The 21,810-nt window shown below is 33.5% G+C and carries 11 protein-coding genes, 1 other RNA gene and 6 pseudogenes; 6 read left to right on the top strand and 12 right to left on the bottom strand.

From position 1 onward, the window contains the following. Positions 1-6 precede the first annotated feature (6 nt). Together AC1RYN_RS15200 and AC1RYN_RS15195 are read left to right on the top strand one after the other, a co-directional pair. Positions 7-2,509: pseudogene (locus AC1RYN_RS15200) on the top strand (TonB-dependent receptor). A 26-nt stretch (positions 2,510-2,535) separates the two neighbouring features. Next, positions 2,536-3,354 (top strand): DUF4249 domain-containing protein, encoded by an 819-nt coding sequence (locus AC1RYN_RS15195; protein WP_481807625.1) that lies wholly within the window; start codon positions 2,536-2,538, stop codon positions 3,352-3,354. A 151-nt stretch (positions 3,355-3,505) separates the two neighbouring features. On the opposite strand, the gene ssrA is transcribed toward AC1RYN_RS15195, so the two are convergent. Next, positions 3,506-3,901, bottom strand: a transfer-messenger RNA (tmRNA) gene (gene ssrA, locus AC1RYN_RS15190). A 114-nt stretch (positions 3,902-4,015) separates the two neighbouring features. Then, positions 4,016-5,213 (bottom strand): annotated as a pseudogene (locus tag AC1RYN_RS15185) (serine hydrolase domain-containing protein). Positions 5,214-5,459: 246 nt separating this feature from the next. On the opposite strand from AC1RYN_RS15185, the gene AC1RYN_RS15180 reads away from it, so the two are divergent. Continuing rightward, a complete protein-coding gene (locus AC1RYN_RS15180) occupies positions 5,460-6,662 on the top strand; it encodes an NAD(P)-dependent oxidoreductase (protein ID WP_481807624.1) in 1,203 nt (400 codons plus the stop codon). A gap of 229 nt (positions 6,663-6,891) precedes the next feature. On the opposite strand, the pseudogene fumC reads toward AC1RYN_RS15180, so the two are convergent. Further along, positions 6,892-8,288, bottom strand: a pseudogene (gene fumC, locus AC1RYN_RS15175) (class II fumarate hydratase). Between the two features lie 280 nt (positions 8,289-8,568). On the opposite strand from fumC, the gene AC1RYN_RS15170 reads away from it, so the two are divergent. Next, entirely contained in the window at positions 8,569-8,733 is a 165-nt protein-coding gene (locus AC1RYN_RS15170) for a hypothetical protein (RefSeq protein WP_035621077.1), read from the top strand. 293 nt (positions 8,734-9,026) lie between these two features. Here the strand turns inward: AC1RYN_RS15170 and AC1RYN_RS15165 are convergent, their stop codons facing one another. Together AC1RYN_RS15165 and AC1RYN_RS15160 are read right to left on the bottom strand one after the other, a co-directional pair. Continuing rightward, positions 9,027-11,516, bottom strand: a complete 2,490-nt coding sequence (locus AC1RYN_RS15165) for a TonB-dependent receptor (RefSeq protein WP_481807623.1) — start codon at positions 11,514-11,516, stop codon at positions 9,027-9,029. 87 nt (positions 11,517-11,603) lie between these two features. Next, positions 11,604-11,954, bottom strand: coding sequence for an arsenate reductase family protein (locus AC1RYN_RS15160; protein ID WP_481807622.1), 351 nt, complete (start codon positions 11,952-11,954; stop codon positions 11,604-11,606). A 109-nt stretch (positions 11,955-12,063) separates the two neighbouring features. Between AC1RYN_RS15160 and AC1RYN_RS15155 the strand changes: the two genes are divergently transcribed. Both AC1RYN_RS15155 and AC1RYN_RS15150 read left to right on the top strand, forming a co-directional pair. Further along, entirely contained in the window at positions 12,064-12,987 is a 924-nt protein-coding gene (locus AC1RYN_RS15155; protein ID WP_481807621.1) for a CPBP family intramembrane glutamic endopeptidase, read from the top strand. Positions 12,988-13,019: 32 nt separating this feature from the next. Beyond that, positions 13,020-14,069 carry an AMP-binding protein gene (locus AC1RYN_RS15150; RefSeq protein WP_481807620.1) on the top strand — a complete coding sequence of 350 codons (1,050 nt, stop codon included), beginning with the start codon at positions 13,020-13,022 and terminating at the stop codon, positions 14,067-14,069. A 154-nt stretch (positions 14,070-14,223) separates the two neighbouring features. Here AC1RYN_RS15150 and AC1RYN_RS15145 read toward each other — a convergent pair. The 7 genes and pseudogenes from AC1RYN_RS15145 to AC1RYN_RS15115 all read right to left on the bottom strand — a co-directional run bounded on the left by AC1RYN_RS15145 (position 14,224) and on the right by AC1RYN_RS15115 (position 21,743). Continuing rightward, positions 14,224-16,477, bottom strand: a pseudogene (locus tag AC1RYN_RS15145) (multicopper oxidase domain-containing protein). Between the two features lie 10 nt (positions 16,478-16,487). After that, a pseudogene (locus AC1RYN_RS15140) lies at positions 16,488-18,778 on the bottom strand (copper-transporting P-type ATPase); the annotation flags it as partial. Between the two features lie 2 nt (positions 18,779-18,780). Beyond that, positions 18,781-19,218, bottom strand: coding sequence for a heavy-metal-associated domain-containing protein (locus AC1RYN_RS15135; RefSeq protein WP_481807619.1), 438 nt, complete (start codon positions 19,216-19,218; stop codon positions 18,781-18,783). Positions 19,219-19,308: 90 nt separating this feature from the next. Beyond that, a pseudogene (locus AC1RYN_RS15130) lies at positions 19,309-19,868 on the bottom strand (helix-turn-helix domain-containing protein). Beyond that, a complete protein-coding gene (locus AC1RYN_RS15125; RefSeq protein ID WP_481807618.1) occupies positions 19,869-20,729 on the bottom strand; it encodes a DUF3347 domain-containing protein in 861 nt (286 codons plus the stop codon). It lies immediately after the preceding pseudogene. Between the two features lie 117 nt (positions 20,730-20,846). Beyond that, entirely contained in the window at positions 20,847-21,134 is a 288-nt protein-coding gene (locus tag AC1RYN_RS15120) for a hypothetical protein (RefSeq protein WP_481807617.1), read from the bottom strand. Between the two features lie 456 nt (positions 21,135-21,590). Further along, a complete protein-coding gene (locus AC1RYN_RS15115; protein WP_481807616.1) occupies positions 21,591-21,743 on the bottom strand; it encodes a DUF4113 domain-containing protein in 153 nt (50 codons plus the stop codon). Positions 21,744-21,810 lie beyond the last annotated feature (67 nt).

Here is a 21,810-nt window from a genome sequence, read left to right as displayed (position 1 = left end):
TATGTATTGCTAAGGTTAATACATGCTCCTGTTGTTAGGGAGGCAGCACCTCAAATTAATATCAGTCAAAAATATTTTACACAAAAAAAGACTTATAAAAATATTGAGATAAAACAACTCATAAATGAAATCAATAAGACTGGTGCAATCCAATTTTCGATAGTGGGTAATAATATTTTTGTAAAACAAAAAGTTACAAAAGGAGCCAAAAAAAATAAGCTAACAGGGCAACTTATTGATGAGAACAGGGAACCTGTTATTGGCGCAAATGTTTATATCTCAGAAATCGAAACAGGTGCTACAACTGATAAAAATGGAAAGTACACTATAGATTTAGACAACGGAACTTATACCGTTTTAGTTAGTTATGTAGGCTATAAGAATAAAAAAAAGCAAGTCACTGTTTCTGATGATACCAAAATTGATTTCAGCATGGAGTCAGACAGTCACGAATTAGAACAGGTAGTCATAACTACAAGCAAGGCGGTTGATGTAAAAAACACTCAGATGAGCGTTAATAAGCTTTCAATGGCCGAAATTAAAAGACTGCCTACGGCAATGGGTGAACCAGATCCTTTAAAATCATTATTGACTTTGCCTGGTGTTACAAATGCTGGTGAAGCTTCGTCTGGTTTTAATGTTCGTGGAGGTGCCGCTGATCAGAATTTAATTCTTTTAGATGGTGCTCCAGTATACGGAGATTCTCATATGTTTGGTTTCTTTTCTATTTTTAATGCAGACGTCGTTAGCGGATTAGATTTATACAAAAGTGGAATTCCGTCTAAATTTGGAGGACGCGTTTCCTCTGTTCTGGATGTAACACAGCAAACGGGAGATCTTAATGAGTATAAAATAAACGGAGGTATTGGTCTTATATCAAGTCGGCTTTTAGTACAAGGCCCTTTAAAAAAAGATGTTGGTTCTTTTATTATTGCAGGACGTGCTTCTTATGCACATTTATTCTTGAAACTTACTGATATTAAGAGTTCTGTAATGTTTTATGATATTAATGCCAAATTTAATTATCGTTTAGGAGCCAATAATACAATTGCTTTTTCTGGTTACCTAGGAAATGATATATTTGATATTAATAACTTTTTTGCCAGTACCTACGGTAATACTATGGGAACGTTTAACTGGAAACATAAATTCTCTGAAAAATTAAATACAAACCTTTCTATTTTTTACAGTGATTATAAATTTAATCTGCAAATACCATTTCAAAAATTTGAATGGGACAGTAAGATTACCAACTACGGTCTTAAATACAATTGGAATCACACCATATCAGACAATTTTAAACTTAACTATGGCATTGATGGTTTATATTATGATTTTAATCGGAACTGTACGTCCGTATGGTGTTAATTCGCAGTATAATTATAATCAATTAGATAAAAAATATGCTTTAGAAACGTCTGCATATTTGGATGTCGAGAATCAGATTACAGAAAAACTGAATCTTCGTTATGGACTTCGTTACAGTACATTTTATCGTTTAGGCGGCGAAAGTATCAGTACGTACGAAAATGGAGAAGCAGTAGTATACAATCCGTTATATCATATTTATGAAGAAGCAACACCAACTGGAAGTACATACTACGGAAAAGGAAAAACCATTAGTAAGTTTAATAACCTTGAACCAAGATTGGCTTTATCATATGCTTTTAATGATGAAACCTCAGTAAAGGCAAGCTACAACAGAATGGCGCAATATATTCATATGTTGTCTAATACCCGAGCTCCCTTGCCTATGACTATCTGGACACCAAGCGGTCCTTTTACAAAACCACAAATGCTGGATCAATATGCAGTAGGATTTTTCAAAAATTTTAAGGAACGTGAGTACTCTTTTGAGGGGGAATTATTTTATAAAAAAATTAAAAACCGTATCGATTATATTGATGGTGCAAATTTATTGGGTAATAATAATATAGAGCAGGATATCCTGAATGGAGAAGCAAGATCATATGGTATGGAACTATTATACAGAAAAAATACGGGTCGCTTTACAGGATGGGTTGCTTATACTTTGTCTAAGGCAGAACAAAGAACGCCTTGCAGAACTCCTCAAGAACCAGGTATTGCTAATGGTGATTGGTATTTATCAGGATATGATAAATTACATAATCTAAATATTACTGCAAATTATGAATTCAACCCTAAATGGTCCTTTAATGCTAATTTTACTTTACAATCAGGTCAGCCAGTAACATATCCTAACGGGTATTATGAATTTGGAGAAAGATATGTACCTAATTATACGTTGAGAAATTCAAACAGACTCCCTGCATATCATCATCTGGATATTGGCGCAACCTACACCCCTAAACCAGATAAAAAGAAAGGATGGCAAAGCTATTGGGTATTTAGTATTTATAATCTTTATAACAGACAAAATGCCGCATCGATGATGTTTTCACAAAATAATAATACAGGAGCTAATGAATCCAGACAACTGTCTATTTACGGATTAGTACCTGGTGTTTCTTATAATTTTAAATTTTAATAGCATGCTAAGATTAAAAAAATACAATTTTAAAAGTAAAGGATTTACCTTATTTAGTTTTCTTTTTTGTTTTACTTTTTCTGTCTTGTGACAAGGTTGTTGAGCTTGAATTAGAAACTGGAGAACCTAAAATAGTAATCGATGCTGAGATAATTTGGGAAAAAGGAACTAGCGGCAGTAAACAGACGATAAAAATAAGCAGAATGGCTCCTTATTACAGTGCTACTACACCAAAGGTTTCAGGAGCACAAGTAAGGGTCGAAAATAGTGATGGAGTTGTTTTTACATTTAATGAATCTGAGCCAGGAATATATATCTGTACTAATTTTGTTCCCGTAATTAATATGGAATATAAATTATTTGCACAAGTCGATGGACAAAGTCTAACGGCGATTGAAAAGTTAGTTTCTGTGCCGCCAATCGACAAAATAGATCAGGAATTTATGGCCGACATATCGGGGCCTGATCTTATTGTAGTATCATTTTATTATAAAGACCCAGCTGATCAGACTAATTATTACCTGACAGATTATAAAAGTAAATTATCTCCTTTTCCGGAATATACATCAACAAGTGATGAATTTGCTAATGGAAATGAATTAGTCGAAAAATTTTCAGATGCAGATTTAAAACCAGGAATAACTCTTAACATAACACATCGTGCTATTTCTAAGAACTTTTATAATTATATGAATCTAATTTTAGAGGTTACAAATTCAAACCCTTTTGCTGCAGTACCTGGTAATATCAGAGGGAATATAATCAATACAACTGATTCTAATAATTTTGCTTTAGGCTATTTCAGGCTTTGTGAAGCAAACCGTACGACATATACAGTAAAATAAGATTTTAATTGAAGTTGATTTGTAAGTCATCTGACATATAGAAATTTATGTCAGATGCATATTTTAATTAAAAATAGGGCAAAAAATAAAGTTTTTGAATCCCTATGAAAAACAAAAAATCCTGTAAACATTAAGTTTACAGGATTTTTTTTTGTGGAGTCGCCGAGAATCGAACTCGGGTCCAAACAAGCAACTAAAGAGCTTTCTACACGCTTATTTCCTGATTAGATTTTCGATATTGTGCTCGGCCGAACAGCCACACAATACTTATCTTCTTAATTTCGAAATCCACCCGAAGCTCATGGAAATCTAGGTTTATTTTTACGGTTCCCCTGTATTGACCGCCACAAACCAAGGCTTTCAAGGAGAATCCAGCTTTCCTATCTGATAGGAACGTGGCTTAATCGTACTATAATTCGGATTATGCAGCTAAAGCGTAGTTATTTTCGCCGTGTAAAAGTGTTGAGATCTTATATTTACGAGCAAGGTCTCAATGCTCGACGTGCTTACTGTTCAATTCGACTTGCTGTCAAAACCAGTCGACCCCATTTTTTCAAGTGTAAATTGAGATTGCAAAATTACGCTTTTTGAACCATCAATTGAAATTAATTTCAAAAAAATATTCGATTTAATTTTAACCCCTCAATCTATAACCTAAATATTAGTCGAGATCTTTAAAAACAAAAGGATAATCTCCAAAGATCGGTGCCAATTTACGAACCGCATATGTTTTACGAGTAAATTTATTAGACAACGCAATGATAGTAACATTTTCTTTTTGAAGCGTTATATAAGATGAAGTATTTCCGTGCCACCATCCGTTATGGAAATAAAAATGTTGTCCCGAATACCAATTAATCATTCGAATACCAAGTCCATAATTTTTTTCTCCCTTGCGCTCATTACTATATCCTTCATACACTTGTTTAAGTAAATCTGGTTTCAAGAAATCTGGAGCATTTCTGGCTCTATCAAATTTTAATAAATCTCTAGGAGTTGAATAAACGTTTTTATCTCCATAAACTGCATCTAGATAATCTATCCCGATTTCAACATTATTTCCTTTATAAGAAGGAACGGCTGTTTTTCTGTCTTTATCAATATCAAAAACATAAGTATGCGTCATCCCCAATGGTTTAAAAATCATTTGAGTCATTGCCTCTTTATAGCTAAGTCCAGTTATTTTCTCAATAATTAATGCTAACATTGCATAGTTAGTATTACAATAGGTGAAACGGGTATCCGTTTTATATTCTAAACCAATATCTTTAGTAGCCATGATATTTAAAATATCCTGATTGGTTAATTGGTTATGCCTGTCCCAAATAGTTTTATCCTTATCTGTAAAATAAGCATAATTACGCATTCCACTTCTGTGGTTTAACAACATCCTTACTGTAATATCTGGATAAGGAAATGTCTTTAAAATTGTATTTACTTTTTGATCTAAATCAATTTTCCCTGCATTTACCAACTTTAAGACAGCTGTTGCAGTAAGTACTTTACTTAACCGAAGCAATATGCAACGGCGTATTCATATCTATTTCTGTTTTTTGATTTTTATTAGCGTATCCTTCATATTTCTCATAGATAATCTCGCCATTTCTTGCTACCAAAAAACCACCGTTCATCGTATTGTTTGGCCAGTTTTTATTATAAAAATAATCAACTTTGCCTTTAATAGCTGTTACATAATTTGCAGGAAGTTTTTTTTCATGAAGCAAAGGCTTCATTTTAGGGAGTGTATCTTCTAAAGTTTCGGCAAGAGCTGCATTTGTATTTTTATCTTTTCCACAAGAGCTTAAAACTAAAATAAGGAAAAGGATTTGTGGTATATTTGCTTTTTTAATGAAATTCATGAGTTGGATTCTAGGGAAACAAATATATAGAATTGAATACTTTTGTTTATTTGCCTTTTTTAGATGATTTTTTAGATTTTAACACAGTTTTAAGCTTAATTTTTACCAGCCTATTGAACATCAGGCTATAATAAAATCAGCTTCAATATTTTTTTAAAAAAACAACAAAATTTTAACTATATTTGTTATATTTCAAACAAATTGAATCGATAAAGTTATATTTATACAACATTTAAACACCCATAAATGAAATTTGGAATTATAAAAGAAAGAAAAAACCCACCAGACAGAAGGGTTGTATTTGCTCCTAATGAACTGGCTCGATTGAAGCAACTTTATCACGAAGCTACTGTAGTTGTAGAAAGTTCAGACATTCGAATTTTTACTGATATTCAGTATAAAAGCTTAGGAATAACTGTTACTGATGATGTTTCAGATTGTGACGTATTATTTGGAGTAAAAGAAGTTCCTATCGAAAATTTAATTTCAGACAAGGCTTATTTTTTCTTTTCACACACTATAAAGAAGCAGCCTTATAATCGAAAATTATTGCAAGCTATTTTAGCAAAAAATATTGAATTATACGATCACGAAACCATTGTTAACTCTCACAACCAAAGATTAATTGGTTTTGGTAAATACGCAGGTATTGTTGGTGTATACAACGGTATTCGTGCATTCGGAATTAAATTCGAATTGTTCAAGTTACCTAAAGCCGAAACCTTAGCTGGTAAAGAGGCTTTAATTACTCATTTAAAACGCATTACACTTCCTCCTTTAAAGTTTGTAATTACTGGTACGGGTAAAGTTGGTACAGGTGCCAAAGAAATTCTTGACGCTATTAAGATAAAAGAGGTAACAATTGATAATTACCTAACAAAAAATTACACTCAAGCTGTTTATGTTCAACTTGATGTTTTGGATTATAACAAACGTAAAGATGGTCAACTTTTAGATTATACCGATTTTTACGAACATCCTCAGGAATACGTTTCAGATTTTGAAAAATTTACCAAAGTAACCGATGTTTATTTTACAGGGCATTTTCATGCAAATGCAGCGCCTGTGATCTTGACTAGAGAGATGCTTCAATCTAAAGATTGTAAAATAAAAGTCGTTGCCGATATTTCATGCGATGTAAATGGCCCTATTGCCTGCACACTTCGTTCATCAACAATCGAAGAACCTCTATATGGATATTTCCCGGGAGAGAACAAAGAAGTAGATGTTTTTCATCCTGCTGCAATTGTGGTAATGGCTGTAGATAATTTGCCTTGCGAAATACCAAAAGATGCTAGTGAAGGTTTTGGAGAACTTTTTATGGAACACGTAATTCCAGCCTTTTTTAACGGGGACAAAGACGGGATTCTACATAGAGCCAAAATAACAGAAAACGGTAAGCTAACACCACGTTTTAGTTATTTACAAGATTATGTAGATGGGAAGTAGTTAATTGTTGATGATTAAAACCCTTCGACTACGCTCAGGGTGACAGTAATTATTGATTATAAATTATTAATTACTACCTGCTAAGATTATAATAATGATCATTAAAGCTCTTCGACTACGCTCAGGATGACATATAATATAAAAACGAAACCCTGCAATGTTACTACATTGCAGGGTTTTTCATTTATTACGCATCATTAATAATTAACAATCCATAATTAACAATTAATTATTTAAGGCTTCCAACCATATCTTCTGGTTTTACCCAAGCATCAAAATCTTCTGCTGATACATACCCTAAACGAACTGCTTCTTCTTTTAGCGTTGTTCCATTTTTGTGCGCTGTTTGAGCTATTTCTGCTGATTTGTAATATCCAATTTTGGTATTTAAAGCCGTAACGAGCATTAATGAATTATCTACTAATTCTTTAATACGTTTGTAGTTTGGCTCAATACCTTGTGCACAATGCTCATCAAATGAAATACAAGCATCTCCTAATAAACGTGCCGATTGCAAAAAGTTTGCTGCCATTACTGGTTTAAAAACATTCAATTCGTAATGTCCTTGCATTCCTCCTACTGAAATCGCAACATCATTCCCCATAACCTGAGCACAAACCATTGTCAATGCTTCACATTGTGTTGGATTTACTTTTCCTGGCATAATAGATGAACCTGGCTCATTTTCTGGAATAATGATTTCTCCAATTCCTGAACGTGGTCCTGAAGCTAGCATACGAACATCATTAGCAATTTTATTTAAAGAAACTGCCAATTGTTTTAGTGCCCCATGAGATTCAACAATTGCATCGTGAGCTGCAAGCGCTTCGAATTTATTTTCTGCTGTTACAAACGGATGTCCTGTAAACTCTGCAATATACTCAGCTACTTTTACATCATATCCTGCTGGTGTATTTAAACCTGTTCCTACTGCTGTTCCTCCTAAAGCAACTTCTGATAAGTGTGCTAAGGTATTTTTAACTGCTTTTAAACCATAAGTTAATTGAGCCGCATATCCTGAAAGTTCTTGTCCTAAAGTAAGCGGTGTTGCATCCATAAGGTGTGTACGTCCAATCTTTACAACATTTTTATATTCAACTGCTTTTGCGTGAAGTGTATCTCTTAATTTTTCAACTCGGGAATTGTAATTTCTACAACTGCTTTGTAAGCTGCAATGTGCATTCCTGTTGGAAAAGTATCGTTTGATGATTGTGATTTATTTACATCATCGTTTGCTTTTATGAATTGCTCTCCTTCTCCTATTTCAAATCCTTTAAGAACTTGTGCTCGGTTTGCAATTACTTCGTTTACGTTCATGTTACTTTGCGTACCTGAACCTGTTTGCCAAATTACCAACGGAAATTGATCATCTAATTTACCTGCTAGTATTTCGTCGCATACTGCAGCAATTGCATCTCTTTTTTCTACTGGCAAAACACCTAAATCATGATTTGCAAAAGCTGCTGCTTTCTTTAAGTAAGCAAATCCTTCAACGATTTCTTTTGGCATTGATGCTGCTGCTCCAATTTTAAAATTATTACGAGAACGTTCTGTTTGTGCACCCCAATATTTTTCTGCAGGAACTTGCACCTCTCCCATGGTGTCTTTTTCTATTCTAAATTTCATTTTAGTGTATTTATGTGTGTTATTATATAAAAATCCAATATTTAATAGTGATACGCTCTACCCAGATGGAAGCGGCATCCTTTTTTTAGGGCTTTTTAGCCCATAAAAGATATAACGAACAGCTGGAAATTGCTCCAGAAGTAAATTCTAGGCATATTCATTTTAAATTGACCTCAAAAATACGGATAATTACTATTTTATAAAAATTGATTTGGTTTTTTATTGGTAAGAAAAAATATTAGGCATACATTTGTGCCTACATTCAAAAATTCCGGAAAACATGTTTGAATTTTCACAGTATTTAGGCTTTTTACTTTTCTTAACCATTCTAACTATAGGGTTTTGGTTAATGTTTTTTCTTGTAGGTTTCGTTCAATATTGGATTGGTGGAGCTTTATGGGAAATGTACAAAGAAAGAAAAGCAAAGAAAGAGCAATCAATTTAAAATTAATTTGATTACTACATAAAAAAAGGACCCGTATTTACGAGTCCTTTTTTTTATTTACTACATTCCCCCTATCCTAGAAATTATCTTCCTGCTTTGCCAACATTCTTAAACCTCTTTCTGTAAACTACTAATTGATTTTGTGTGGTAAAATCAACTTTGAATTGATTCTTTCATAGCACGATTTTGCGTAACAACATTATTTACATCAGTATTAAGTGTCTAAAAATAATTTGGATTTACATAAAAAAGGACTCGTAAATACGAGTCCTTTTTTATGTACTGTTATTTCCTTATCCAGGAAATTCTCCACCACCACCTTCACCATCATTCTTAGGTCCTTTTTCTCTTTCGTTTTTAGGTTTATTGAACCTATAAGTAAATGAAACATTAAACTGTCGCTTACGGAATTGCATTTCTCCATACGAAGTTTGATTCTCTAAATATGTATATGATCTCATTTTTCTAGAATTGAAAATATCACTTATGTTAAAGGCAACCGTTGCTTTGTCTTTAAGAATGTCTTTACTAAAAGCTGTATTCATACCAAACATATCAAGATTTTTACCTTGAGCCGTTTTTTGCTCTCCGTTATACATACCTGTCAACTGCCAATCGATTTTGTATGGTAAAGTCAATTTTGAATTGATTCTTGCATACCAAGAATTAGCTTTATTGTCAAGATTTTGTACAACAACAACATTATTTGCATCAGTGTACCTATTTTCTCCAGTAGTTTCTACGTTGTAAAAATTGAAGTTACTGTTTATTCTCCACCATTTGAACGGAGTGTAATTAAGTGTGAATTCGAAACCAAATTTTTGTTCTTTTCCTAAGTTAATAGGTCTACTTAAAATAACTGGAATTCCATTAACTGGTTGGCCCGGTGTAGGAGTTACAACCTCACCATCAGGAGTTACAACGTCACCTGTAGGAGATCGTACAAAACTAAATACATCTTTTGTATCTTCGAAATAAGCCGAAGTGTTAAAAGTTACTTTATCCCAACGTTTGATAAATCCTATATCATATTTATCGGTCAAAGAGGGATCTAAATCGGGATTTCCTTGAAAAATATTAATATTACTTGAGTAATTTGATGCTGGATTCATAAAACGTCCTCTTGGTCTTGACAAACGTTTACTATAACTAGCTGTAAAATTACTTTGATCTGATATCTCATAACTAAGAAATGCACTTGGAAAGAAATTGTTGTATTTCTTAGTGTTGAATTCTTTAGTATCTAATAGATTAACTTCGATATTAGTATCCTCCCAACGCAATCCTAAAAGGTATGAAAACTTAGTATCTTTAATTTTAGATCCAAATTGCGTGTAAAGCGCATTTATATTTTCTTTATATTCTAAAGTATTTGATAAAGCATCTATCCTTGCTCCTAGTGCATCTAGAACAAAATATTCGTTATTAAGATCCCCAAAACTTCCTTTATATCCCGCTTCAAACCTGCTTCCCTCACTTATCGGAAGTACATAATCTGCTTGTAATTGTACTTGCTTTTGAACCTGATCATTTAAAGTGTTATTAAAACCACGATTACCAGTAATTATACTATTATTATCATCTGTATTTCTTGAAATCGATGCATCTACAGTAAGTTTATGCCCTTTATCATTGAAGTTTTTTATCAAATTTGATGTGTATTCTACGTTTTCACTAGCTGTAACACCATCATTTAAACGGTATGTTGCTTTTGTAAAATTACGATTAGCATCAAATTCATTATAATTAATTAAATCTGTATCGTCTCCTGAATTCTTTTGGTAATTTATAGCATTTGTCCAAAAAGTGGTTGGGTTAATTATCCACTCTACTCCTGCTCTTCCGTTGAAATTTTTTCTAATTCTTTCGGTATCTCTATTTTCATCCAGAAAACTTTTAGTAGTACCGTCTGGATTAAAATATTGTGAATTAGTTAAACCTCCTCCTTCATTAGTTCTGTAGTTATATCCAGCTGTAGTGAAATAGTTTAGTTTTTCGGTTTTATAATTTGCATTTGCACTTACTCCGTACGTTTCTGGAATTCCTGTTGATGCGATAAAAGTTCCGTTGAATCCTTGATTTTTCCCTTTTTTAAGAATAATATTTATTAATCCCGAACCTCCCTCAGCATCATAACGTGCTGATGGGTTTGTAATTACCTCAACCTTATCAATTGCATCTGCCGGGATTTGTCGTAATGCTTCGGCAACATTTATAGCGTTTGACGGTCTTCCATCAATTAAAATTCGAATGTTATCACTTCCTCTCAAGCTTACATTTCCTTCTGTATCAACAGAAACTGACGGTACATTATCAAGAACATCACTTACCGTTCCGCCCTTTACAATCATATCCTGACCTACATTATATACTTTTTTGTCTAGTTTAATTTCAACTGAAGATTTCTCTGCACGAATTACTACTTCGTTAAGCTGATTCGCATCTTCTGATAATGCTAGCTGACCTAGATTGGTATTCTCTGTAATTTTCTTTTGTTTAATTTCGATTACCTTAAATGAAATAAACTCAATTTTAATATCATAAACGCCTGGGGCAGCATCTACACTAAATTCTCCTTTATTATTGGTAATTCCTCCTGCAAGTGCTTTTGGATTTTTGGTATTCACCAAAGTAATTGTAGCATATTCAAGTGGCTGGTTAGTTGTTTTTTCGACAACTTTACCGGTAACTTTAACTTTCAGCCTTTGCGCTCCAGGTTGCTGGGCAAAACTGAAAATACTTGTAAAAAGTAATACAAGCATGATTAATTGATTCTTTTTCATTTTGGGTAGTTTCTATTTGGCTTTTAGACTGCAAATGTAACTGGAGGTTTAAAACGAAAAATCATAATAATATGTTAATAAGCTTCTTTATAACGTTTCTAAAAAAGGCTTTACCAATTCTAAATCTCTTCCTATGATAGCTTTACCATCTTTAACTACAATTGGTCTTTCGATTAAAATAGGATTATCGACCATTGCTTGAATAATTTCGGAATCATTCATTGCTTTATTTTTGAAATTATCTATCCAGATTTTTTCTTTGGTTCGAACTAATTCTATTGGCTTTAAACTTAATTTTTGAAGTAATTCTTTTAACGCATCAAATGAAGGCGTATCAACAAGGTAAGGGATTATCTCAAAATCTTGTTTTATATTTTCGATAAAAGCCAGACAATTTCTTGATTTCCCGCAACGTGGGTTGTGATATATTTGTATCATATTTATTTTTTTAAAGAAGTAAAGCTATTTGAAATAAAAAAAGGTAAATTAGTGCAAGCAAAAATAAGATTTATGCAATAAATCGAAGTACTATTTTAAATTTAAATACATGTTTCTAGAGCAAGGAGTTAAAAACGAAAATAAATTTTGGAAATATTTATTAGGTTCTCTTTTTATAATAACAGCATCCTTTGTTGGTCAAATTCCGCTTACGCTTGCTATAGCATATCAAACTATTTTCAATAAAGTTCCGTATCCGACTAGCGAAGCAGGAATAATGACGCTTTTTGAGTCTAATGTAACTTTGTTTCTAATCTTGATTTCGTTTGTATTTGCTTTGGCAGGCGTTTACTTTACAGTACGCTATATACATCACCAAACTTTTTTATCGGTAACAACCTCCAGGCAAAAAGTCGATTGGAATCGCATCTTATTTTCTTTTGGACTTTGGGGTGTTTTTACAGCTGTGCTTACCGTTTTGTTCTATTACCTAAGTCCCGAAGATTTTATTATTAATTTCAAACCTATTCCGTTTGCTATTTTATTTGTAATTGCAACTATTTTAATTCCTATTCAAACGAGTACCGAAGAATATGTTTTTCGTGGTTATTTAATGCAAGGATTTGCAAATTTGGCTAGAAACAAATGGTTTCCACTCATAATGACTTCTGTTATATTTGGAGTGATGCATATTTTTAATCCCGAAGTTTCTAAAATGGGATATATTATTATGGTCTATTACATTGGTACGGGTCTATTTTTAGGAATCATCACTTTAATGGACGAAGGCATAGAACTAGCCCTTGGTTTTCATGCTGCCAATAATTTAGTGGGAGCGCTATTGGTTACCTCGGATTGGTCGGTATTCCAAACACATTCTGTTTTTAAAGATATTTCAGAACCTTCTGCTGGTGTTGACGTTATTTTACCCGTAATTATTATTTATCCTATCATGCTATTTATTTTTAGCAAAAAATACAACTGGACGAATTGGAAAGAAAAACTAACTGGTGAAATCAAAATTAAAAATTAAGTCTAAAACAATTAAACTATAACCAAACTCAAATGTCAAAAATAACATATAAAAACGTCCACAATTTCTTCAAATTAAATGGAGACCATTTTAATGGAGAAGACTTGTCACAAATAGCCTATAGCTTCGTTAAAGAAGGTCAAGCCTATGAAAGAGCTATTGGAGAATTTATTTTAGATTGGTTTGATAATAAATCTTATATTGAGATAACGACTTCGGGAACAACTGGAGCTCCAAAAGTAATTCAGTTACAAAAGCAAGCCATGATTGAGTCGGCTCTTGCTACGGGAGATTTCTTTGATTTACATCCAGGAAACAAAGCCTTACATTGTTTACCTACTCAGTATATTGCTGGAAAAATGATGATCGTAAGAAGTTTAATTCTAGGATTAGATGTTGACTTTGTTGCGCCTAGCCTCCATCCGCTTACAAACAACACTACTAAATACGATTTTGTAGCAATGGTTCCTTTGCAGGTTCAAAACTCTTTAACAGCACTTAAAAATGTAAAAAAACTTATTGTAGGCGGTGCTGCAATGGATGCTACGCTCATAGAAAGTGTATCAAAACTAAAAACTAAAGTGTATGAAACTTACGGCATGACCGAAACTATTACACATATCGCAGCTAAACAAGTTGGCGAAAAAGCTTTTACGGTTTTACCTCATGTAAAAATAACTCAAGACGATAGAAATTGTCTTGTTATTAATGCTCCAACAATTTCTAATGAAACGATCGTAACTAATGATATCGTTGAACTTGTAAACGATCACCAGTTTGTCTTTCTAGGAAGAATTGACAACGTTATCAATAGTGGCGGTATAAAATTGATTCCTGAACAAATTGAAGAAAAGCTTTCTGGAAAAATTAATGCTCGCTATTTTGTTACTGGCGTTCCTGATACTGCTCTTGGAGAAAAATTAGTTTTGGTTATCGAAGGTGAAAAACAACCTATTGACGATTCCATTTTTAATAGTCTAGATAAATATCAAAAACCTAAAGAAATTATTTTTGTTCCTCAATTTAAAGAGACTGAGAACGGAAAAATTATTCGCAAAAAAAGTTATCTCTATAATTTGTAACCCAAGGGTAAATTAATAAAAAATCAGATTTTAGTTTAACCATATAAGCTATATAAAAAAATATAAGTTTCAAAAACTTAAATGGACTTACATAGCTTATATGGTTTTCTTTTAAAATAAAGTTTAGCTTTTCACTTCTTACATTTCACTAAGCTTAATAATTAAGCGTTAAACCAAATCCCCATCCCATATCACTATCATAATGTGTGGAGATTCCAGAGTTCTTGGTTAGAATATATTTTAGTCCTCCCATATATTCTTTGTCTGTATTGACCATGAAAGCCATTCGTATTCTTGGCGAAATCGGAATATCTTCTCTCGATAATTGCATCCTCACTTTTCCATCTGTAAAGACTTCTGCTTGAGCAATTACTAACCAAGGTAAGGTATAATCGGCACCAATACTCAATACAGAACGATTGTCTTTGGTATTCTTTTGCCCGAACATATTTTTTTCGACCTCATCATGACCAAATTTTCTATAACGCCAATCAAATCCTATAAATGGCATGAACCATTGGTTTTTTCCAATATAGCGCCCAATGTGAGTTTCGGTTTCATAACCGTGTTTATCATTATATCCCAATCTCCACTCGGTACCAAAACTCCAACGTGCATTTTGTACCATTGCTCTACCATCATTCCCATTGGTTGCAAAATCATTTTCTGCCATAATATGGTTCATATTACTTTCCTTCTGCAATTCTCGATATGCCCATTCTTTATTTGGTAATAACGGATTTGGTGCTGAGTTTTCATAACTAAAAACTCGGTTCATTCCCGCCATCATATGATACAAAATGTGACAATGGAAGAACCAGTCTCCATCGGCATTTGCACTAAACTCAATCGTATCCGTTTCCATTGGCATAATATCCAAAACATTTTTTAATGGTGAATATTCCCCCTGACCATTTAATACTCTAAAATCATGTCCATGTAAATGCATTGGGTGTCGCATCATCGAATTATTGTACAGTACGATTCGTAACGTTTCTCCTTTTTTAATCAAAATCTTATCCGATTCCGACAGCACTTTATTATCCATACTCCACAAATACCGATTCATATTCCCCGTTAATTCGAAACGTAATTCTCTAACTGGAGCGTCTTTTGGTAATGTGGTTACCGTTGGCGATTTAAGCATGCTGTAATTTAGTGTTACAATATCTGTAGAACCAGCTTCCATCTTATGGTTTGAATGATCCATTTTTTCTCCATCGTTCATTTTCATTGATTCTTTGGGTGTATGTTTCATTTCTTTAGATCCACTTCCTGTAATTTCAGGATACATTACAGCATTCATATCCATCTTTTGCAAGCTCATCCCCATTCCCATTTCGTTCATCGTTCCATCCATGTTCATCATGCCGTTCATCATTTTCATTCCCTCAAAATAATCGAGTTTTGGCAAAGGGCTTGTTAATTGTTTTATTCCCTTTCCTAGATAAATAGAAGTCGATTTTGTTCGGTCTTCGGGTGTTGCTAAAAACTCAAATGCAGTATCATCGGCAGGAATTGTTACCACGACATCATACGTTTCGGATACGCCAATAATCAGTCGGTCTACCTCAACAGGAACTATGTCATTTCCATCATTGGCTACGACCGTAATTTTTCCTCCTGCGTAAGTTAACCAGAAATAAGATGAAGCTCCTCCGTTAGAAATTCTCAAACGAACTTTATCCCCTGCTTTAAATGGCCCCGGAAATTCATTTTCTTTTTCCGTTAATCAAAAATGCATCATAATACACATCGCTTACATCCATTGCCATCATACGTTTCCATTCGTTATTGACTTTGGTTTTAAAATGACCTGCTTTTATGGCTTCGGTATAGCTTTGGGTTGTTCCTTTTTTAATCGCAAACCAATCTGAAGCATTGTGTAGCATTCTATGCACATTATCTGGATTATAATCTGTCCATTCACTTAACATAACTGGAACTGTAGGCAAATCATCAATCCCTTTCTAAAATCTGGATCATCTGTTTTTTTCTTCATTATTAAAGATCCATACATACCGATTTGCTCTTGCATACCACTATGGCTATGATACCAATGTGTTCCGTTTTGAATAACAGGAAATTTATACACATGTGTTGTTCCTGGTTCTATCGGCATTTGTGTAAGAAAAGGAACTCCATCTTTCTCCATTAGGCAAAAATATTCCGTGCCAATGCAAAGATGTAGCCTCTTTTAGCTGATTATGTACATGAATTTCAGCAATATCTCCTTCTGTAAAAGTGAGCGTTGGCATCGGAATTTGTCCATTAACAGCAATTGCTCTTTTGGATTTTCCTGTAAAATTGACCAACGTATCTTTTACATATAAATCATACCTCACAATTTTTTGCGCAGTCGTGCTTATCGCGAATAGCAATAGTATAAGTATCGAATAAATTTTCATTTTTTAGTTTTTAAAGTTTTAAACTTCTCAATCGCAATGCATTCACAATAACTGATACAGAACTAAAACTCATTGCCAAAGCAGCAATCATAGGAGAAAGCAATATTCCGAAGAACGGATATAAAACTCCCGCAGCAACCGGCACTCCTAATACGTTGTAAATAAAAGCAAAGAATAGGTTTTGTTTGATATTGCTCATTACTGCGTGGCTCAGGTTTTTTGCTTTTACAATTCCTTGCAAATCTCCTTTTACCAAAGTTATCTTGGCACTTTCTATCGCTACATCTGTCCCTGTTCCCATCGCAATGCCAATATCCGATTGTGCCAAAGCTGGTGCGTCGTTTATTCCATCGCCCGCCATAGCAACAATTTTTCCTTCGGCTTGTAATTTCTCAATTACTTTTAATTTGTCTTCTGGTAAACATCCTGCTTGAAAAGAGGTTAAATGCAATTCGTCGGCAACCGCTTTTGCTGTATTTATATTATCTCCCGTAAGCATTATTACTTCAACTCCTTGACGCATTAATTCTTTTATAGCTGCTGCACTGGTCACTTTTATGGCATCGGTTATCGTTACAAATCCTACTACATTTTTATTTACAGCGATATAAGAAACTGTTTTCCCAAATTTTTGTTCTGTTACAATCCTTTCTTCGATGGCTCCAGAAACAATTGCTCCTACTTGGTCCATTAGTTTTTTATTTCCTAATGCAATTTTCTTATCGACAGCAGTTCCGATAACTCCTTTTCCTGCAATATTTTCAAAATCATTCACTTTTGTCAAAGAGATATTTTTAGCTTTTGCAAATTTCACTACTGCTTCTGCCAAAGGATGTTCGCTATACTGATTTAAAGAAGCGATATATTGTAGTAACTCTTCCTCTGAATATTGTAGTGCAACAATTTTCTCTACTGAAGGTTTCCCTTCTGGAATCTACCCGTTTTATCAGTAATCAAGACATCTACTTTATCCATATTCTCTAAAGCTTCTGCATTTTTTATCAGAATCCCAGATTGTGCGCCTTTTCCAACTCCTACCATTACCGACATTGGCGTGGCCAAACCTAAGGCACACGGACAAGCAATTATTAATACTGCAATCGCATTAATAAATCCGTAAACCATGGCTGGCTCTGGTCCAAATTTTGCCCAAATGAAGAAAGTAAGTATGGAAATAACTACAACAATTGGAACAAAGTATTTTGCAATACTATCTGCTAATTTCTGAATTGGTGCTCTGGAACGGCTGGCATTATTTACCATTTGTATAATTTGCGAAAGCAAGGTTTCTGAACCTACTTTCTCGGCAATCATAATAAATGTTTTATTTCCGTTTATTGTTCCTGAAGATACTATATCGTCTATTTTTTTATCTACAGGAATTGGCTCCCCAGTAATCATAGATTCATCTATCGTACTTTCTCCATCGGTAATTTTTCCATCTACAGGAATTTTGTCTCCCGGTTTTACTCGTAGTAAATCTCCTTTTTTAATATCATGAATTGAGATTACTTTATCAACTCCATCAACAACCAAAGTTGCTTCTGTTGGAGCTAATTTCAATAATTCTTTTATTGCACCACTAGTTTGACTGTGTGCTCTTGCTTCTAACAATTGCCCTAATAAAACCAGCGTAATAATTACTGTAGCAGCTTCAAAATAAAGATGAATTGTTCCGTGTCCTGATTTAAATTCTTCTGGAAAAACTTCTGGGAAAAACATTCCAACAATACTAAACAAAAATGCTACTCCTGTACCAATCCCGATGAGGGTAAACATATTTAAGTTCCAAGTTACTATTGATTTCCATGCACGAACAAAAAACATCCAACCTGCATAAAACATCACTGGAAGCGAGAATAATAATTGTACTAAATTCCATTTTCCAACATCCATTATTTTTAGTAACGGATTATCATGCATCATTTCTATCATCGCAATAAAAAAGATAGGTACTGTAAAGAGTATTGCAATTTTCATTTTTAGCAATAACTCTTTATACACCTTATTCTCTTCTGTATCTGTTGGTTCCATTGGTACTAAGTCCATTCCGCAAATCGGACATGAACCTGGTCCATTGGTTATCACTTCTGGATGCATCGGGCAAGTATATTGTTGCACCTGAACAGCCGCTAGTTCTTGTATTAAATCCATTCCGCATACTGGGCAATCTCCTGCTTTATCATACATTTTATCACCCTCACAATGCATCGGACAATAGTATTTACCTCCTGTATGATTATGTGGTACGGCTACTTTTTTATGATTATGTTTATGTCCATCTGTACTACAGCAAGATTTTTTCACGGTTTTTGTGCAACGGAATCTGAACTGTTGCAGCTATTGGCTCTTGTACCAAATGCATCCCACATACAGGACATCGCTTTATCATACATTTTATCGCCCTCACAATGCATCGGGCAATAATATTTACCTCCTGTATGATTATGCAGTTCCATTTCTTTTTTATCTACATGATTATGTGCATCGGTACTACAACATGATTTCTCTGTTGGTTTTTCGTGTCCATGATTCATAACCATTTCAATAGTGTACTTTCCAACCGCAGTTAATGCTGCTTGCAGTTGCTCCGTCGGAATACGTCTTTCCATTGCAATAGTTGCTAATGGAGGATTTAAAGTAACATTTGCCTCAATTCCTTCGATTGCATTCAATGCTTTTTCTACTTTAGAGCGACATCCATCGCAAGTCATTCCCATTATTGTATACATATGAATCATTGCTTTTATTTTTTAATGAATTTTAACTAAACAAAGTTCTAAAATAATGTTCCTGTATGCTTGCACAATTTTGGCTATGATTTATAAGATTTACAAATCCTCTATTGGCTTGCGTTTTTTGTTCTTAAGTTGTTTATAATAACTTGGAGAGAATCCTGTCATCTTTTTAAACTGATTACTCAAATGTGCCACACTGCTATATTGAAGCTGATAAGCAATTTCACTTAAGCTTTGCTCATTGTATATAAGTAACTCTTTTACCTTTTCTATTTTTTGAGAGATAAAATATTTTTCAATAGTTGTTCCCTCTACTTCTGTAAAAAAATTACCAACGAATTGTAATCGTGTTGCAATTCATTTGCGAGATAATGCGATAAGTTGGTATTAAGATCATTGTTTTTATGATGTACTAAATCAATAATCAACGTTTTGGTCTTTTCAATAATCTTACTTTTTTTATCATCAATGAGTTCAAACCCTAAAGAATTCAATACTTTTAATAAGTCCTCCTTTAAGAGATCGATTGTTGTTTCTAGAAGTTCGACTTCTCCTAATTCAACTGTAATCGGATGAAGCCCGAGTTTTTCCAACTCAGACTTCACCACCATATTACAGCGACTGCAAACCATGTTTTTAATGTATAGTTTCATTTATTTGATAGTTTCTACAGTGCTACCACAGCTCAACATTTTTGAACCATAATATGGATTTTTTATTGCGCTTTCTTTACTCAACCAGTTGGCTCCTTTACCATTATTTGCCATTGGACAAAACTGATAATATGTTGGTGTTTCTTCTTTTGAAACTTTCAATAATGCATATACGTTTTTAGATAATGTACCAAAATGATCTCTTTGGTGTGTTGCATCTTTAGTATCTGCAATATGTTCGGCATCTTCTTTCAAGCTTTTTAAAACTTTCATCCAAACTGTGTGCACATCCATTGATAAGCGTTCCATTTTCACTCCATTTATTGCTGTTACTAATGTTTTGGCTTTTGCCGAAGCTGTAGCCCCATCTGTTTTAACCAATGCATCTTTGATTCCGAAATAAGCCTCAAAAACAGGATTTAAAGGATTCTCTTTTAAATCAACATCTGAAGAAGTCATTTTGTGATTTGAATGCATATCGTGATTCGTTTTCTCAGCGGGAACCATTGCCATTTTTTTATTGTTTCGTTCATATTGGCAACATTCAGGAAGCTTTGCATAAACATCATTTGGTGCTAGAAACTCATTACTATCATATCCAGCTAATGCAATACGCTTTAAAATTTCGTCTTTATTAGTTTTGGTTGTATCGTAAGTAAGCGTTGACATTTTAGTTTTTTCATCCCAATTTACTTCAGCAATATTTTTTATATTTCCTGCTTTTTCAATTACTTTTTTGCACATTTCGCAGTTACCAAATATTTTTACTGTTTCGGTTTTTGCATTTTTTATTTTTGCATCACATGCAGTGAATGATAGCAATGCAACGACCGCTATCAATAATGTTTTTATTGATCTCATTTTTTATGTTTTATGTACCAAGAATATATAAACCCCTGAGTGTTAATAATGTCTATTTTTAAATACCGTAAGTTAACGTTTTCTAGTAGACGCACTTATGGCTGTTACAGAAAACTTTTAGCTTATTTTTGGCGGAGACCAGATGATATAAAAGCCTGAAGATAAATCGGCTGTATGGAGATAAAAAGATTCTTCTTTATTCGAAAAATTAAAACATTTTAATGTGATTTCATTCCATTTTTCGGAAGTAAGCATTGAAATAACTGTAACACAACGGCAATTGGAATGATTGCATTTATCACCACAACCATCTTTACCCTTTTTATTTGTATGGGAATCACAACAATTATCCGTTCTTTTTGTTTCTGATTTTTCAGTTGTATGCTTCTTTTTTTCAGATTTCATACCGCATGCTTCTACTTGCGTTGGCATAAAAGAAGCCAAGCAAGAAAATAAAAAGTAATATATGCGTTTTTGAAATCATCTAAAATTTTGAAATTGAAGACAAGATTCTTTTAACGATAAAATTATGTGGCTGTTGACGCTGTGCAAATAAATGTAATGACGTGGATTTAGGGATTGCTAAAAATGATTTTTTATTTTCACTTTAGTAAATCCGTATAAAATCTGTGTGCCTTTTTTTTTAGCCACAACCCCAGCGATAGCGGACAGGCGAAGCAATTGCACAAATTTCCACGAACATATCTTTGGCAAAGTTTTGAACTTTGGCAAAGATTAGAACCTAGTTCATAAAGAAGGAAAAATCGGTTTATCTGCGTCTTTACTTTTGTAAATCCGCGTCATCCGCGTTCCCTTTTTAGACAATCAAAAGAAATACAATACAATTTGAAATTAAAAAAATTAAACCTCTATCGTAATAACATCTTTAAGTTTTGTAGAAAATTTTGGAGATAATCGATCTTGCTTCATCTTCCATTGTCTTCCCAATGACTGTACGCCAAATTTAACTTTGTTATCTCCATAACTCAAATTCATTTTATCGATAACACTCATCAATGGCTGATGCTTTGGATTGGAAGTATAGGTGCTGCCTCCCTAACAACAGGCAACTATCAACCTT

This window comes from Flavobacterium sp. TC780 (assembly GCF_056783245.1).
The sequence above is the reverse complement of the archived record's forward strand: the minus strand, read 5'-3'. Positions and strand labels throughout refer to the sequence as shown.